This is a genomic window from Streptomyces sp. NBC_00193, from assembly GCF_026342735.1.
Taxonomy (GTDB): domain Bacteria; phylum Actinomycetota; class Actinomycetes; order Streptomycetales; family Streptomycetaceae; genus Streptomyces; species Streptomyces stoeckheimensis.
Genome location: NZ_JAPEMM010000001.1, coordinates 2941076 through 2954109, shown reverse-complemented (window position 1 = coordinate 2954109; position 13034 = coordinate 2941076). Strand labels below are relative to the sequence as shown.

At 71.4% G+C, this 13034-nt stretch carries 13 protein-coding genes and 3 tRNA genes; 8 read left to right on the top strand and 8 right to left on the bottom strand.

The annotated features are described in order from the left end of the window. Positions 1–102: 102 nt before the first annotated feature. Positions 103–198: a putative leader peptide gene (locus OG898_RS36385; protein WP_323187867.1), complete on the top strand. Its 96-nt coding sequence runs from the start codon at positions 103–105 to the stop codon at positions 196–198. 138 nt (positions 199–336) lie between these two features. After that, positions 337–1770, top strand: a complete 1434-nt coding sequence (locus OG898_RS13080) for a sulfatase-like hydrolase/transferase (RefSeq protein ID WP_266956898.1) — start codon at positions 337–339, stop codon at positions 1768–1770. A 58-nt stretch (positions 1771–1828) separates the two neighbouring features. On the opposite strand, the gene OG898_RS13075 is transcribed toward OG898_RS13080, so the two are convergent. From OG898_RS13075 to purS, 6 genes are all read right to left on the bottom strand, one after another. Then, positions 1829–2656 carry an META domain-containing protein gene (locus tag OG898_RS13075; RefSeq protein WP_250751947.1) on the bottom strand — a complete coding sequence of 276 codons (828 nt, stop codon included), beginning with the start codon at positions 2654–2656 and terminating at the stop codon, positions 1829–1831. A gap of 38 nt (positions 2657–2694) precedes the next feature. After that, the gene (locus tag OG898_RS13070) at positions 2695–3486 is read right to left on the bottom strand and encodes a maleylpyruvate isomerase family mycothiol-dependent enzyme (protein ID WP_250751949.1); all 792 of its coding nucleotides are present in this window, start codon (positions 3484–3486) and stop codon (positions 2695–2697) included. Between the two features lie 42 nt (positions 3487–3528). Continuing rightward, entirely contained in the window at positions 3529–4068 is a 540-nt protein-coding gene (locus OG898_RS13065; RefSeq protein WP_266956894.1) for a hypothetical protein, read from the bottom strand. Between the two features lie 123 nt (positions 4069–4191). Further along, positions 4192–6441 carry a phosphoribosylformylglycinamidine synthase subunit PurL gene (purL, locus tag OG898_RS13060; protein ID WP_250751953.1) on the bottom strand — a complete coding sequence of 750 codons (2250 nt, stop codon included), beginning with the start codon at positions 6439–6441 and terminating at the stop codon, positions 4192–4194. Next, positions 6438–7118 (bottom strand): phosphoribosylformylglycinamidine synthase subunit PurQ, encoded by a 681-nt coding sequence (purQ, locus tag OG898_RS13055; RefSeq protein ID WP_250751956.1) that lies wholly within the window; start codon positions 7116–7118, stop codon positions 6438–6440. The genes purL and purQ overlap by 4 nt, the downstream gene beginning before the upstream one ends. A 2-nt stretch (positions 7119–7120) precedes the next feature. Continuing rightward, positions 7121–7372, bottom strand: coding sequence for a phosphoribosylformylglycinamidine synthase subunit PurS (gene purS / locus OG898_RS13050; protein ID WP_008740952.1), 252 nt, complete (start codon positions 7370–7372; stop codon positions 7121–7123). Between the two features lie 355 nt (positions 7373–7727). Between purS and OG898_RS13045 the strand changes: the two genes are divergently transcribed. The 6 genes from OG898_RS13045 to OG898_RS13020 all read left to right on the top strand — a co-directional run bounded on the left by OG898_RS13045 (position 7728) and on the right by OG898_RS13020 (position 10439). Continuing rightward, positions 7728–8045 carry an Lsr2 family protein gene (locus tag OG898_RS13045; protein ID WP_250751958.1) on the top strand — a complete coding sequence of 106 codons (318 nt, stop codon included), beginning with the start codon at positions 7728–7730 and terminating at the stop codon, positions 8043–8045. 86 nt (positions 8046–8131) lie between these two features. Then, positions 8132–8203 (top strand) — tRNA-Gly (locus tag OG898_RS13040). A 78-nt stretch (positions 8204–8281) separates the two neighbouring features. Further along, a tRNA-Gly gene (locus OG898_RS13035) sits at positions 8282–8354 on the top strand. Positions 8355–8489: 135 nt separating this feature from the next. Next, positions 8490–9734 (top strand): sensor histidine kinase, encoded by a 1245-nt coding sequence (locus tag OG898_RS13030; RefSeq protein ID WP_250751960.1) that lies wholly within the window; start codon positions 8490–8492, stop codon positions 9732–9734. Next, complete coding sequence (locus tag OG898_RS13025) at positions 9731–10342, top strand: response regulator transcription factor (protein ID WP_250751962.1); 612 nt, start codon at positions 9731–9733, stop codon at positions 10340–10342. Before OG898_RS13030 ends, OG898_RS13025 begins: the two co-directional genes overlap by 4 nt. A 24-nt stretch (positions 10343–10366) precedes the next feature. Next, positions 10367–10439: transfer RNA gene (locus OG898_RS13020), tRNA-Gly, on the top strand. A gap of 113 nt (positions 10440–10552) precedes the next feature. On the opposite strand, the gene OG898_RS13015 is transcribed toward OG898_RS13020, so the two are convergent. Both OG898_RS13015 and OG898_RS13010 read right to left on the bottom strand, forming a co-directional pair. Further along, positions 10553–11455, bottom strand: coding sequence for a phosphoribosylaminoimidazolesuccinocarboxamide synthase (locus OG898_RS13015; RefSeq protein WP_250751964.1), 903 nt, complete (start codon positions 11453–11455; stop codon positions 10553–10555). A gap of 88 nt (positions 11456–11543) precedes the next feature. Continuing rightward, complete coding sequence (locus OG898_RS13010) at positions 11544–13031, bottom strand: N,N-dimethylformamidase beta subunit family domain-containing protein (protein ID WP_250751966.1); 1488 nt, start codon at positions 13029–13031, stop codon at positions 11544–11546. Positions 13032–13034 lie beyond the last annotated feature (3 nt).

The window sequence follows — 13034 nt, the reverse complement described above, 5'->3', positions numbered from 1 at the left end:
TCACAGCACGCAGGGTGACCAAACCTGTTCGGAAGCCGGTCGTCTCAATATCCGGATTGCCCTGGTTGACAGCCGCCTGTCGTTTCGTACAAGCTCCGGCCCATGCAGCCTCTCGGTGACCGCACCGTCACCCTCGTCGCGCGCCGACACGTGGACCTCGTCCGTGTCGCCAGCGCCATCTGTCGCTGTTCTGCGTAGCTCGCGCCGCTTTTCCTTTTCTTTTTCGCCTTTCCCCGCCGCTTTCCGTCCGCATCCGCTCCGCCGTGCCCTGCGCCGTCCCGCGCCGCCCGGAGCCGGGCCGCGCCGACGGCCGGCGGGCCCTGCTCTGGAGTACCCGTGACCTCGTACGAACCCAACCTGTCCCGGCGCGCCTTCGGCGGCGCGGTCGGCGCGACCGCGGCCGCCGCCGCGGTGGGGCTGGGCGCCGCCGCCCCGGCCCACGCGGCACCCGCCGAAGCGCAGCACGCCGGCTCGCAGGAACGGGAGTTCCGCGCTGACCGGGGACGCCGCTCCCGCCGCCCGAACATCCTGTTCATCCTCGGGGACGACCTCGGCTGGGCCGACCTGTCCTCCTACGGCTCCCCGAACATCAAGACCCCGAACCTGGACCGGCTCGCCCGCCAGGGCGTCCGCTTCACCGACGCCTACTCGGGCTCCGCGACCTGCTCCCCGACCCGCTTCAGCCTGTACACCGGCCGCTACCCGGGCCGCGCCAAGGGCGGGCTCGCCGAACCCATCGCGGACAAGACGGTGGGCCTGGAGCCGACCCACCCGACGCTCGCCTCGCTGCTGCGCGACTCCGGCTACGCGACGGCGCTGATAGGCAAGTGGCACTGCGGCTACCTGCCCGACTACAGCCCGACCAAGTCCGGCTGGGACGAGTTCTTCGGCAACTTCGGCGGAGCCCTGGAGTACTACTCCAAGCTGGGCCTGGGCGGGGAGTACGACCTCTACGAGGGCGACGCCGAGTACAAGGACCTGCGCTACTACACCCGGATCCTGACCGAGCGGGCGAGCGAATACGTCTCCCGCGGCCACGGAGACAAGCCGTGGCTGCTGAACCTCAACTTCACCACCCCGCACTGGCCGTGGATCGCCGACGGGGACACCGAGGCGAGCGCCGAGGTCACGCGCCGGATCAAGGCCGGTGACGGGCGGGCCCTGTGGCACCAGGACGGCGGCTCGATCGAGAAGTACAAGCAGATGGTGGAGGACCTCGACCGCTCGGTCGGCGAGGTGCTGAAGGCGCTCAAGCGCTCCGGCCAGGAGGAGGACACCCTGGTCTTCTTCTCCAGCGACAACGGCGGCGAGCGCTTCTCCCACAACTGGCCGCTCTCGGGCAACAAGGCCTCCCTCCAGGAGGGCGGCATCCGGGTCCCGAACATCGTCCGCTGGCCCGCCCGGCTCGACGGCGGCCAGGTCAGCCACGTGCCGGTCTTCACCCCCGACTGGACGGCCACCCTGCTGGAACTGGCGGGCACCCGCGCGAACCCGGCGTACCCGCTGGACGGGGTCAGCCTGGCCGGGTACCTGCTGCGCGGCGAGAAGGTGGCCGAGCGCAACCTCTTCTGGCGGGTCCGCGGGGAGCGGGCGCTGCGCCGCGGCGACTGGAAGTACTACCGCGGCAAGACGGGCCGCGACCAGCTCTTCAACCTGGCCGGCGACATCCGCGAGCAGGCCGACAAGGCGGCCCTGGAACCGGCCCGCCTGGCCGAACTGCGCGCGGCCTGGGAGAAGACGGACGCGGGCCTGCTGCCGTACCCGGGCTGATCACGGGCCCCCGGCCCGGCAACGTGGTCCACAGCCTGTGGACGGCAGGGGGTCCGGCTCACTCGACGGCCGTGGCCGCCTTCGCGGTGATGGCGGTGCCTGAGGCGGTTGCGGTGAGGGTGAGGGAGTCGCCCTGGATCCTCCAGTCGAGCGGGCCGCTGCCGAAGAGGGCGGTGAGGGTGCGTTCGAGCTCGCCGGGGCCGCCCTCGCAGGCCATCCGGGTGGTGGTGAGGGGGCCGACGGTGAGCCGGTTCCCCTCGACGGCGGCCGACGCGTTGAAGCGGTTGCAGCCGAGGCTGCCGCTCACCGTCCCGTCCGCGGCCAGGGTGAAGCGGGCCCGGCCCTCGGCGTCGGCCGGGACCGAGGAGGCGGTCTCGCCCTTGATCAGGGAATCGACGGTCCACTGCGTGGCGAGGAGCGGGGCGGGGGGCGCCGGGGGCTTCGAGCTCAGGGCGATCACGTTCCCGTCCGGGGCCTTCAACGTGATCTTCTCCGGGCTCCGTTCCACGGTCAGCGGGCCCCGGAACAGCCGGGCGAAGGCCGTCTCGAACGGCAGGTCGGGGCAGGCCATGTCGGTGTGGGCGCCGGGCGAGACGGTCATGGTGGCCGCCGAGTCGAAGACCACCGCTGCGGTGAAGCCGTTGCAGCCGTAGTTGCCGGTGGCCTCGGCCTCGTACCCCTTGCCTGGTTCCATCGACAGCCGGGCTGCGGCCGGGGCCGGCAGCACCTTGCCGTCGACGGTCAGGCTCTCGACCGACCAGGATCCGGAGAACCCGCGGCCGGGATGCGTCCCCGGCGTCCCGCCGCCGTCACCACAGGCGGTGGCGGTGGCGGACAGCGCGAGTACGGCGACCAGGGCGGCGGGAAGGAGCGGCAGCGTACGCATGCCGATGGGACGCGGCCGGCCGCGAACCGGTTCCCGGATCAGCCCATCAGGGGGAGCAGCGCCGAGAGGTCGGCGCGCTCGCCGCTGGCCCGGACCTGGGCCCCGTCCAGCGCCTCGGCCCAGCTCGTACGGCCGGTGGCGAGCCGGATCCAGGTCAGCGGATCGGTCTCCACCACGTTCGGCGGGGTGCCCCGGGTGTGCCGGGGCCCCTCGACGCACTGCACCACCGCGAACGGCGGGACCCGGAACTCCACCGCCCCGCCCGGAGCCTTGAGCGCGAGGGCGTCGGCGAGCAGCCGGGTGCAGGCGGCCAGGGCCTGGCGGTCCACGGGGATGTCCAGTCCGGTGGCGCGGCGCAGGTCGTCGGTGTGGACGACGAGCTCGACGGTGCGGGTGACCAGGAAGTCGGCCAGGGTCATCGCCCCGATCCACAGGTCCAGCACGCGGCTGCCGAGGTTCGCGTCGAGCGCCTCGGCCAGGCGGGCGCCGGCCCGGTCGTAGAGCTCGGCGAGCGGGGCGCCCTCCAGGGTCTCCTTGGCGGCTTCCGCGATCTTCCCGGCGAGCGAGGCCGTCGCGAACGGCCACTCGGCGGCGGACAGTTCGGCGACGGCCGCGGGCGGCCGGGCGAGGCCTCCGGCCAGCGAGTCGGCGATCCACGCGATGTGCGCGGCGAGCTCGGCGACGGACCAGCCCCCGACCCCGCTGGGGCGGGCGAGCTGCTCGGCGTCCAACTCCCGTACGGCGTCCCGTACATGCCCGAACTGCGCGAGGACGGCCGTACGGGTCCTGGCGTGGTCGTAGGTGCGCGGCTTCTTCTTCGCAGGAGGCATGGGCCGACCTTACGCCGCCCTGACCGGCCGGGCGGCGTGCCGTCAGTCCTTCGGAGCCGGGGGCATGGTGGTCTCGCAGCCCGCCTTCGCCGCGGCGCGCAGGACGGCCTCACGGGCCAGCTCCGACAGGAGGCCGCGCCCTCTGCCGCCCCGGCCGTCGCCCTCGCCGGCGGCGGTCGCCCGCAGGACGGTCACTCCACCGGCCCCGGCCGGGTCGGTACACCGCGCGACCGCCGTGACGCTGAAGGCCTCGTGGTCGAAGCGGCTCCCGCCCGGTTCGGCGTCCTTGGAGGCCACCACCGTGACGGAGACCCAGTCATCCATCTGCTCCTGGCCCTCGAACGTTCCCGCACGCCGCAGGATGCACGCGTTCTCAGCCGTGGCGCCCGCCTCTACCCTGGGCATGCCGAACCCCATCACCGCATCCGGGTCGACCAGCCCCTGGCAGTTCTCGATGATCTCCGCCCGGCCCCGTGCGCGGTCCCCCGTGTTGTCGTAGAGGAACCAGCCGCCCACCCCCACGGCGGCCACGATCACCGGTATCCCGGCCCCGAGGAGCCACCGGCTCCAGCTCTGCGCCATCTGCGCCCCGTTCCCCCGCCGGCCCCGCCACCGCCGTCGGCGCGGGCTCCTTGCCGGAACGGACGAGCCCCCGCCCGGAACGGTTCCGGACGGGGGCTCGCGTGGTTCGTGCAGAACGGCGGCTCAGGCGAGCAGTGCCGGGATCGTGCCCTCGTGGGCGGTACGGAGCTCCGCCAGCGGGAGCGTGAACTCGCCCTGGACCTCGATCTCATCGCCGTCGACGACACCGATCCGGGTCGCCGGCAGGCCCCGCGCACCGCACATGTCGGTGAAGCGGAGCTCCTCGCTGCGCGGGACGGCCACGATGGCCCGGCCCGCGGACTCGGAGAACAGGAAGGTGAAGGCGTCCAGCGCCTCGGGCACCACGATCCGCGCACCGTTGCCGCCGCGCAGGCAGGACTCGGTGAGCGCCTGGATCACGCCGCCGTCGGACAGGTCGTGCGCGGCGTCGATCATGCCGTCGCGCGAGGCCGAGATCAGGATCTCCGCGAGGAGCTTCTCGCGGCCCAGGTCCACCTTGGGCGGCATGCCGCCGAGGTGCTGGTGGACCACCTCGGACCAGGCCGAACCGCCGAACTCCTCGGCGGTGTCGCCGAGCAGGTACAGCAGCTGACCGGCCTCCGCGAACGCCATCGGCGTACGGCGGTTGACGTCGTCGATCACACCGAGGACCGCCACGACCGGGGTCGGGTGGATCGCGATGTCGCCCGTCTGGTTGTAGAGGGAGACGTTGCCGCCGGTCACCGGGGTGCCCAGCTCCAGGCAGCCGTCCGCGAGACCGCGGCAGGCCTCGGCGAACTGCCACATGACGTCCGGGTCCTCGGGGGAGCCGAAGTTCAGGCAGTCGGAGATCGCGAGGGGCTTGGCGCCGGTCGCGGCCACGTTGCGGTAGGACTCGGCCAGCGCGAGCTGCGCACCCGTGTAGGGGTCGAGCTTGGCGAACCGGCCGTTGCCGTCCGTGGACATGGCCACGCCGAGGTTGGTCTCCTCGTCGATGCGGACCATGCCGGCGTCCTCGGGCTGCGAGAGCACCGTGTTGCCCTGGACGAAGCGGTCGTACTGGTCGGTGATCCAGGACTTCGAGGCCTGGTTCGGCGACGAGACCAGGGCCAGGACCTGCGCGCGCAGCTCCTCGCCGGTCTGCGGGCGGGGCAGCTTGCCCGCGTCGTCCGCCTGCAGCGCGTCCTGCCAGGAGGGGCGCGCGTACGGGCGGTGGTAGGTCGGGCCCTCGTGGGCGACGGTGCCCGGGGGCACGTCCACGATGAGCTCGCCGTGCCAGAAGATCTCCAGGTGGTCGCCCTCGGTCACCTCACCGATGACGGTGGCGATGACGTCCCACTTCTCGCAGATCTCCATGAAGCGGTCCACGTACTGCGGTTCGACGATCGCGCACATGCGCTCCTGCGACTCGCTCATGAGGATTTCCTCGGGCGAGAGCGTCGCGTCGCGCAGCGGAACGGTGTCGAGGTCGACGCGCATGCCGCCGGTGCCGGCGGAGGCCAGCTCGCTCGTGGCGCAGGAGAGCCCGGCGCCGCCGAGGTCCTGGATGCCCGCGACCAGCTTCTCCTTGAAGATCTCCAGGGTGCACTCGATGAGGAGCTTCTCCTGGAAGGGGTCGCCGACCTGGACCGCCGGACGCTTGGTCGGCTTCGTGTCGTCGAAGGTCTCCGAGGCCAGGACGGACACGCCGCCGATGCCGTCGCCGCCCGTGCGGGCGCCGTAGAGGATGACCTTGTTGCCCGGGCCGGAGGCCTTGGCGAGGTGGATGTCCTCGTGCTTCATGACGCCGATGCAGCCGGCGTTGACGAGGGGGTTGCCCTGGTAGCAGGCGTCGAAGACGACCTCGCCGCCGATGTTCGGCAGGCCGAGGCAGTTGCCGTAGCCGCCGATGCCCGCGACGACGCCCGGCAGGACGCGCTTGGTGTCGGGGTGGTCGGCCGCGCCGAAGCGGAGCGGGTCGACGACCGCGATCGGGCGGGCGCCCATGGCGAGGATGTCGCGGACGATGCCGCCGATGCCGGTGGCCGCGCCCTGGTAGGGCTCGATGTAGCTCGGGTGGTTGTGCGACTCGACCTTGAAGGTGACCGCGTACCCCTGGCCGACGTCGACGACTCCGGCGTTCTCGCCGATGCCGACGAGCATGGCGTCGTTCTGCGGGACCTTCTCGCCGAACTGCTTCAGGTGGACCTTGCTGCTCTTGTACGAGCAGTGCTCGGACCACATGACGGAGTACATGGCGAGCTCGGCGCCGGTGGGACGGCGGTCGAGGATCTCGCGGATCCGGGCGTACTCGTCCTCCTTGAGGCCGAGTTCCTTCCAGGGCTGGGAGGCGTCCGGGGTCTCGGTGGCGTTCTTGACGGTGTCGAGGCTCATGCGCTGACCAGCTTCTTCAGGACCGAGGTGAAGAACGGGAGGCCGTCGGTGCGGCCCGTCCCGATCAGCGGCTCGACCGCGTGCTCGGGGTGCGGCATGAGGCCGACGACGTTGCCCGCGGCGTTGGTGATGCCGGCGATGTCGCGCAGCGACCCGTTCGGGTTGACGTCGACGTAGCGGAAGGCCACTCGGCCTTCGGCCTCCAGTTCGTCCAGCACCCGCTCGTCGGCCACGTAGCGGCCGTCCATGTTCTTGAGCGGTACGGAGATCTCCTCGCCGGCGGTGTAGTCACCGGTCCAGGCGGTCTCCGCGTTCTCCACCCGCAGCTTCTGGTCGCGGCAGATGAAGTGCAGGTGGTTGTTGCGGAGCATCGCCCCCGGCAGCAGGTGGGCCTCGGTGAGGATCTGGAAGCCGTTGCAGATGCCGAGGACGGGCATGCCGCCCTTGGCCTGCTCGATGATGCTCTCCATCACCGGCGAGAAGCGGGAGATGGCTCCGGCGCGCAGGTAGTCCCCGTAGGAGAAGCCGCCCGCGAGGACGACCGCGTCGACCTGGTGGAGGTCCTTGTCGCGGTGCCAGAGCGATACGGGCTCGGCTCCCGCGAGGCGCACGGCGCGCAGCGAGTCACGGTCGTCGAGCGTTCCGGGGAACGTGACGACTCCGATGCGAGTGGTCACCGTCAGGCCTCGACCTTCACGGTGAAGTCTTCGATGACGGTGTTGGCGAGGAAGGTTTCGGCCATCTTGTGGATGCGGTCGAGGGCGGCCTGGTCGACCGGTCCCTCCACCTCCAGTTCGAAGCGCTTCCCCTGGCGGACGTCGGCGATCCCTTCGAAGCCCAGGCGCGGCAGTGCACGCTGCACCGCCTGGCCCTGGGGGTCGAGGATCTCCGGCTTGAGCATGACGTCGACTACGACGCGTGCCACTGGCACTCCCGATGAGGTGGTTGGTGCGAAGGCGGTTCCCTCAGCGTACCTGGAGGAAATTTCTACGCGGGTAGATATCTCTCTTGTACGATCCTCCACGCCGTTTCGGCTTCACCAACGCTTCGCAAAATCCGCCGGAAAACCACGCGCCCGGCATTGCGGCGGGACACGCGGAGATAATTAACTGGGCTTCGCAATGCAATGAGAATCGGGGTACAAAGGATTCCTCCGTTGCGTCGGCATTTTTCGGCGCACGGTGAGGCCAGAAAGATGCATTCCTCCGAAACATCCACACAGGCGACATCACCGCTCCGTCCGCGCACGTCAGCGGGAGCGGCGTCGCGCGAAGGGACCGATATCCGTGGCGCAGCGCGTAGTAGTCACGATCTCCGACGACATCGATGGCGGAGATGCATCGGAAACGGTCGTCTTCGGGCTGGACGGTAAGTCGTACGAGATCGACCTCAATGTGGCCAACGCAAAGAAACTGCGGAAGAGCCTCGCCCCCTTCGTGGCCGCCGGCCGCCGGCAGGCCCGCTCCGGGAAGGCCTTCAAGCACACCGCCGTCGCCCCCGACCCCGCGGTCGTCCGGGCCTGGGCCCGCTCCAACCAGCTCGACGTCCCGCCGCGCGGGCGGATCCCCAAGAAGGTCTACGAGGAGTACAACGCCGCTCACTGAGAGCCGATTTGCCATCCACCCCCACCGGTCCGCTAGTGTGTGGATCACGCCAAGGGGCGCGGCCGCAGGCCGGACCCCGAAGTCGTGCGGGTGTAGTTCAGTAGCAGAACATCCTCCTTCCAGGGGGAAGGCGCAGTGTGCGATCCCTGTCACCCGCTCTGCTCGCTTTACCGACCACGGTTGTGGATCAGGTAGAGTGATGCACGCATCGCACGGCAGTTTGTCGTGAGAAGCATGCGGACGTAGCTCAGTTGGTAGAGCACCACCTTGCCAAGGTGGATGTCGCGCGTTCGAGTCGCGTCGTCCGCTCAGCGTATGAAGGCCCCGGTCATTGACCGGGGCCTTTGTCGTATCTCCGTCCGTTCCGTCCCTCCGTCCCGGGTTATCGGAGATCCATGACAGGTGTCATGGCCTCCCCGGACCGGAGCCCGCGAGACTGGGGCCATGAAACTCAGCGGCTGGTGGAAGAACCGCAGCAGCGCGGGGAAGGTCGAGCTGTACACGCGCTGGTCGTTCCACTTCTTCGTGGCCATCGAGATCTTCTCGATCGGACTGGCCGTGCTGGGCACGGCGCCCAGAGAGGGCCCGGCGATCGTCCCGGTCGCGCTCTTCCTGACGGTGTGCGTGCACTCCCTGCTCGTCGGCTTCCTCTCCTCCCGGTCCCTCGACTGGATCCTGGGCCGCCGCGAGCGCCCGGTGCGGCTCGCGGTCGCCGTCACCGGCCTGACCGCCGCCGCCGTCCTGGGTGTCCTCGGCGTGCACGCGGCCGGGCTCACCAGCGACCCTGCGGTGGCCCCGACCCTCGTCGCCGGCATGACCTGCTTCACCAGCGGCACGCTCGTCCTGTGCCTGCGCAAGGTCCGGCAGATGCGCTACGTGGCTCCGGCCACCGCCGCCTTCGTCGGCCTGGCTTCCCTCGCCTTCGGCATCCCGGCGGGCGAGTCCGCCGGTCTGGCCGTCGGGACGCTGCTGACCAGCGCCTTCCTCTGCTTCGCCTGCGGGTTCTCCGGCTGGCTGCTCGACACCGTGTGCGAGCTGGACCGGGCCCGCGAGGTCCAGGCGCAGCTCGCGGTGGCCGAGGAGCGGCTGCGGTTCGGCCGGGACCTGCACGACGTGATGGGCCGCAACCTGGCGGTGATCGCCCTCAAGAGCGAGTTGGCCGTGCAGCTCGCGCGGCGCGAACGCCCCGAGGCCGTCGACCAGATGGTCGAGGTGCAGCGGATCGCCCGGGAGTCCCAGAAGGAGGTCCGCGACGTGGTCCGGGGCTACCGCGAGGCCAATCTCGCGGTGGAGCTGGAAGGTGCGCGCGGGGTCCTGCACGCGGCAGGGATGGACTGCCTGGTCGAGTACGAACAGGGCCGCGAGCTGCCCGCCGAGGCCCAGTCGGCGCTCGGCTGGGTGGTGCGCGAGGCGACGACGAACGTGCTGCGGCACGGCGACGCCCGCAGCTGCGTGATCCGGCTGACCACCGGCCCCTCGGGCGCGCTCACGCTGGTCGTGGAGAACGACGGGGCCCCCAAGGCCCCGGCCGGGCCGCCGGGCTCGGGGCTCGCGGGCCTGCGCGAACGGCTCGCGGTGCTGGACGGCACGCTGGAGGCCGGTCCGGTGGACGGCGGCCGGTTCCGGCTGCGGGCACAGATACCCGGCCCGGCGGCCGGTCCGACCCGAGAACTGGAGGCGCGGGCATGACCCCCGTACGCGTACTGCTGGCCGACGACGAGCACCTGATCCGGGGCGCGCTCGCGGCGCTGCTGGGACTGGAGGACGATCTGCTGGTCGTCGCCGAGGCCGCCTCGGGGCCGGAGGCCCTCGCGATGGCACGGGCCCACCGGCCCGACGTGGCGGTGCTGGACCTGCAGATGCCGGGGGCCGACGGTGTGAGCGTGGCCACATCCCTGCGGGCCGAACTCCCCGACTGCAAGACCATGATCGTGACCAGTCACGGGCGGCCCGGCCACCTGAAGCGGGCCCTCGCCGCGGGCGTACGGGCCTTCGCGCCGAAGACCGTCTCGGCGCAGCGGCTGGCCGAGCTGATCCGTACCGTGCACGCCGGAGGCCGTTACGTGGACCCGGAGTTGGCGGCCGACGCGATCAGCGCGGGCGACTCCCCGCTGACCGCCCGCGAGGCCGAGGTGCTGGAACTGGCGGGGGACGGGGCGCCGATCGCGGAGATCGCGGAGCGGGCCTCGCTGTCCCCGGGGACGGTACGGAACTACCTGTCCTCGGCGGCCACCAAGCTGGGCGCCGAGAACCGGCACACGGCAGTGCGTCTCGCACGGGCCCGGGGTTGGGTATAGTAGTTCTCGCGCTACGGCGCACCTGCGGACATAGCTCAGTTGGTAGAGCACCACCTTGCCAAGGTGGATGTCGCGCGTTCGAGTCGCGTTGTCCGCTCAGCAGTGAAGAAGCCCCGGTCCTCGGACCGGGGCTTCTTTCGTTTCCGGACCGGGGCGGAACGGCGAAGGGGCCCCGTTTCCGGGGCCCCTTCGCCGTTCCGCCGCAGCCGGTCAGGCCCAGGTCTGGCCGGTGAGGCGCTCGTAGGCCTCGACGTAGCGGGAGCGGGTCTGCTCCACGACCTCCTGCGGGAGGGCGGGCGGCGGGAGTTCGCCCTTGGAGTCCCAGCCCGAGGCCGGGGAGGACAGCCAGTCGCGGACGTACTGCTTGTCGAAGGACGGCTGACTGTGGCCCGGCTCCCACAGGTCGGCCGGCCAGAAGCGCGAGGAGTCCGGGGTCAGCACCTCGTCGGCGGCGACCAGGTTGCCGTCCTTGTCGAAGCCGAACTCGAACTTGGTGTCCGCCAGGATGATCCCGCGGTCGCGGGCGATGTCCCGGGCCCTGCCGTACACGGCGAGGGTGGTCTGGCGCAGCAGGGCGGCCGTCTCGGCGCCCTGGGTGCGCGCGACCTCCTCGTAGGAGACGTTCTCGTCGTGCTCGCCGACCTCGGCCTTGGCGGCCGGGGTGAAGATCGGGGCGGGCAGCTCGGAGCCGTCGACCAGGCCCTCGGGCAGGGCCAGTCCGCAGACCGTACGGGTCTTCACGTACTCGGCGAGGCCCGAGCCGGTCAGGTAGCCGCGGGCCACGCACTCGACGGGGACCATGTCGAGGTTCCGGCAGACCAGGGCGCGGCCGGCCCAGTCGGCGGGGGCGCCGGCGGGCAGCTCGGTGCTGATGACGTGGTTCGGGACGAGGTCCGCGAGCTGGTCGAACCACCACAGGGAGAGCTGGGTCAGGATCCGGCCCTTGTCCGGGATCTCGGTGGGCAGCACCCAGTCGGCGGCGGAGATGCGGTCGCTGGCGACCATGACGAGATGGCCGTCCTCGTCGCGGTAGAGGTCGCGGACCTTGCCGGTGTGGAGGTGGACGAGGCCGGGCACCTGGACCGGCTCGGGCTTTTCGACGAATCCGGGCACGGAGTCTCCCTGTGGTTCTGTACGAGCGCGCGGCCCATTCTCCCGCACCCGGCCACGACCGCGGACAACGGGTCCGCAGGGCCCGCGGTCAGTCCCTCTTGCAGATGCGGTCGAGGAGATTGGCGGTCGCCCGCTGGACCCGCTCGTCCACGTGCCCGGGACGGTCTAGGGCCGGGGACCAGGCGAAGGTGCCGGACGCGAAGACCAGCGCGCCGCTGGGGGCCCGGTACAGGGAGGTCTCCTGGTGGCGGCGGTGGCCGTCGCCGTCCTCGTACGGGGAGTGCGCGAGCAGGATCCGGCTCTGGTGCTCGGGGAGCTGCGTGCGCGGGAAGTACCGGTCGGCCTCGCCCGCGACCAGGCCGGGCAGTTCGTCGTTCTCGGCGGCTCCGGTGGAGTCCCAGAGCCAGTGCGTGGAATTGCGCACGATGAGCGGAGCGGGCTCGGGGACCCGGCCCGCGTACTGGATGCCGAGCAGCTGCTGCTCCGGGCGGTCCACCTCGCGCCAGAGGCTGGGGCGGCCCGGACCGCGGCGTTTTCGGCAGGTGAGGAGCCGGTCCTCGACTCCGGAGGGCGAGGGGGAGAGCTCGACCTGCCAGTACATGGTGTTGGCGGAGAGGAAGACGAGCGAGGTCCCGTGGTCGCGGGCCCGCTCGACCGTGCGGCGCATGGGGCCGGACCAGTACTCGTCGTGGCCGGGGAAGACCAGGCCCCGGTAGCGGGTGGGGTCCACGCGGCCGGCGTGCAGGTCGCGGGCGTCGGCGTAGGCGAGGTCGTAGCCGTAGCGCTCGGCCCAGCGGATGAAGTCGTAGGCGTGGCCCACGTGCAGGGGCAGGCCCGCGCCGGCGTAGGGGCGGTCGAAGGAGACGGTGATGGCGGCGTCGCGCTCGCCGAGCAGCCGGCCCTCCTCGTCCCAGGCGTGGTAGAGGCTCGCGCCCGTTCTGCCGTCCTCCGGGTAGAGGTTGTAGGCCTGCCAGGTGATGTCGGGCAGCAGGAGCAGCAGATCGGCCGGGTGGTCGTCGCGCACCGTGAAGGGGATGTGCGAGCGGTATCCGTCGGCGGTCGTCAGGACCGCCACGTAGGCGCCGACGCTCCAGTACGAGGGGACCTGGAGCCGCCAGGAAAGCCACCAGTGGTGACAGGAGACGGTGCGGTCGGCGGTCAGGGGTGCGGGCTGGACGATGCCGGAGAGCCGGGGACTGGTGGTGATCTTGGAGGCGCCGTCGCCGCCGTAGTGCCCGATGCGGTAGACGTCCACGGAGAACTGCTGGGGCGGGTCCACGGTGATGTGGAAGTCGATGGCCTCACCGGGCGTGACGGCTCCGGTGGAGGCGAACCCCTTGATCTGCCGGTGCACGTCGTCGGCGGTGCGGGGGCCGCCCGCGCCGCGGGCGCGGGGGATCTGCTGCCCAGGACCGGCGGCCACGGCCGGATCCACGTACCAGGGCACGACCTGACCGTTGTCGTCGTAGTAGAGCTCGCTCCCCCGGAACCACGGCAGGGGGCCCTGGCCGAAGGGGTCGGTCACCGCGTGCGCGAGCGCACCCGACTCCCAACGCCTGATCTGCTCCGCACCCATACC

What these genes read in the sequence shown, in the direction of transcription:
- OG898_RS36385 (WP_323187867.1), top strand. Translation starts at nt 103, where the DNA reads ATGCAGCCTCTCGGTGACCGCACCGTCACCCTCGTCGCGCGCCGACAC.
- OG898_RS13075 (WP_250751947.1), bottom strand. Translation starts at nt 2,656, where the DNA reads ATGCGTACGCTGCCGCTCCTTCCCGCCGCCCTGGTCGCCGTACTCGCG.
- OG898_RS13070 (WP_250751949.1), bottom strand. Translation starts at nt 3,486, where the DNA reads ATGCCTCCTGCGAAGAAGAAGCCGCGCACCTACGACCACGCCAGGACC.
- OG898_RS13065 (WP_266956894.1), bottom strand. Translation starts at nt 4,068, where the DNA reads ATGGCGCAGAGCTGGAGCCGGTGGCTCCTCGGGGCCGGGATACCGGTG.
- purL (WP_250751953.1), bottom strand. Translation starts at nt 6,441, where the DNA reads ATGAGCCTCGACACCGTCAAGAACGCCACCGAGACCCCGGACGCCTCC.
- OG898_RS13030 (WP_250751960.1), top strand. Translation starts at nt 8,490, where the DNA reads ATGAAACTCAGCGGCTGGTGGAAGAACCGCAGCAGCGCGGGGAAGGTC.
- OG898_RS13025 (WP_250751962.1), top strand. Translation starts at nt 9,731, where the DNA reads ATGACCCCCGTACGCGTACTGCTGGCCGACGACGAGCACCTGATCCGG.
- OG898_RS13010 (WP_250751966.1), bottom strand. Translation starts at nt 13,031, where the DNA reads ATGGGTGCGGAGCAGATCAGGCGTTGGGAGTCGGGTGCGCTCGCGCAC.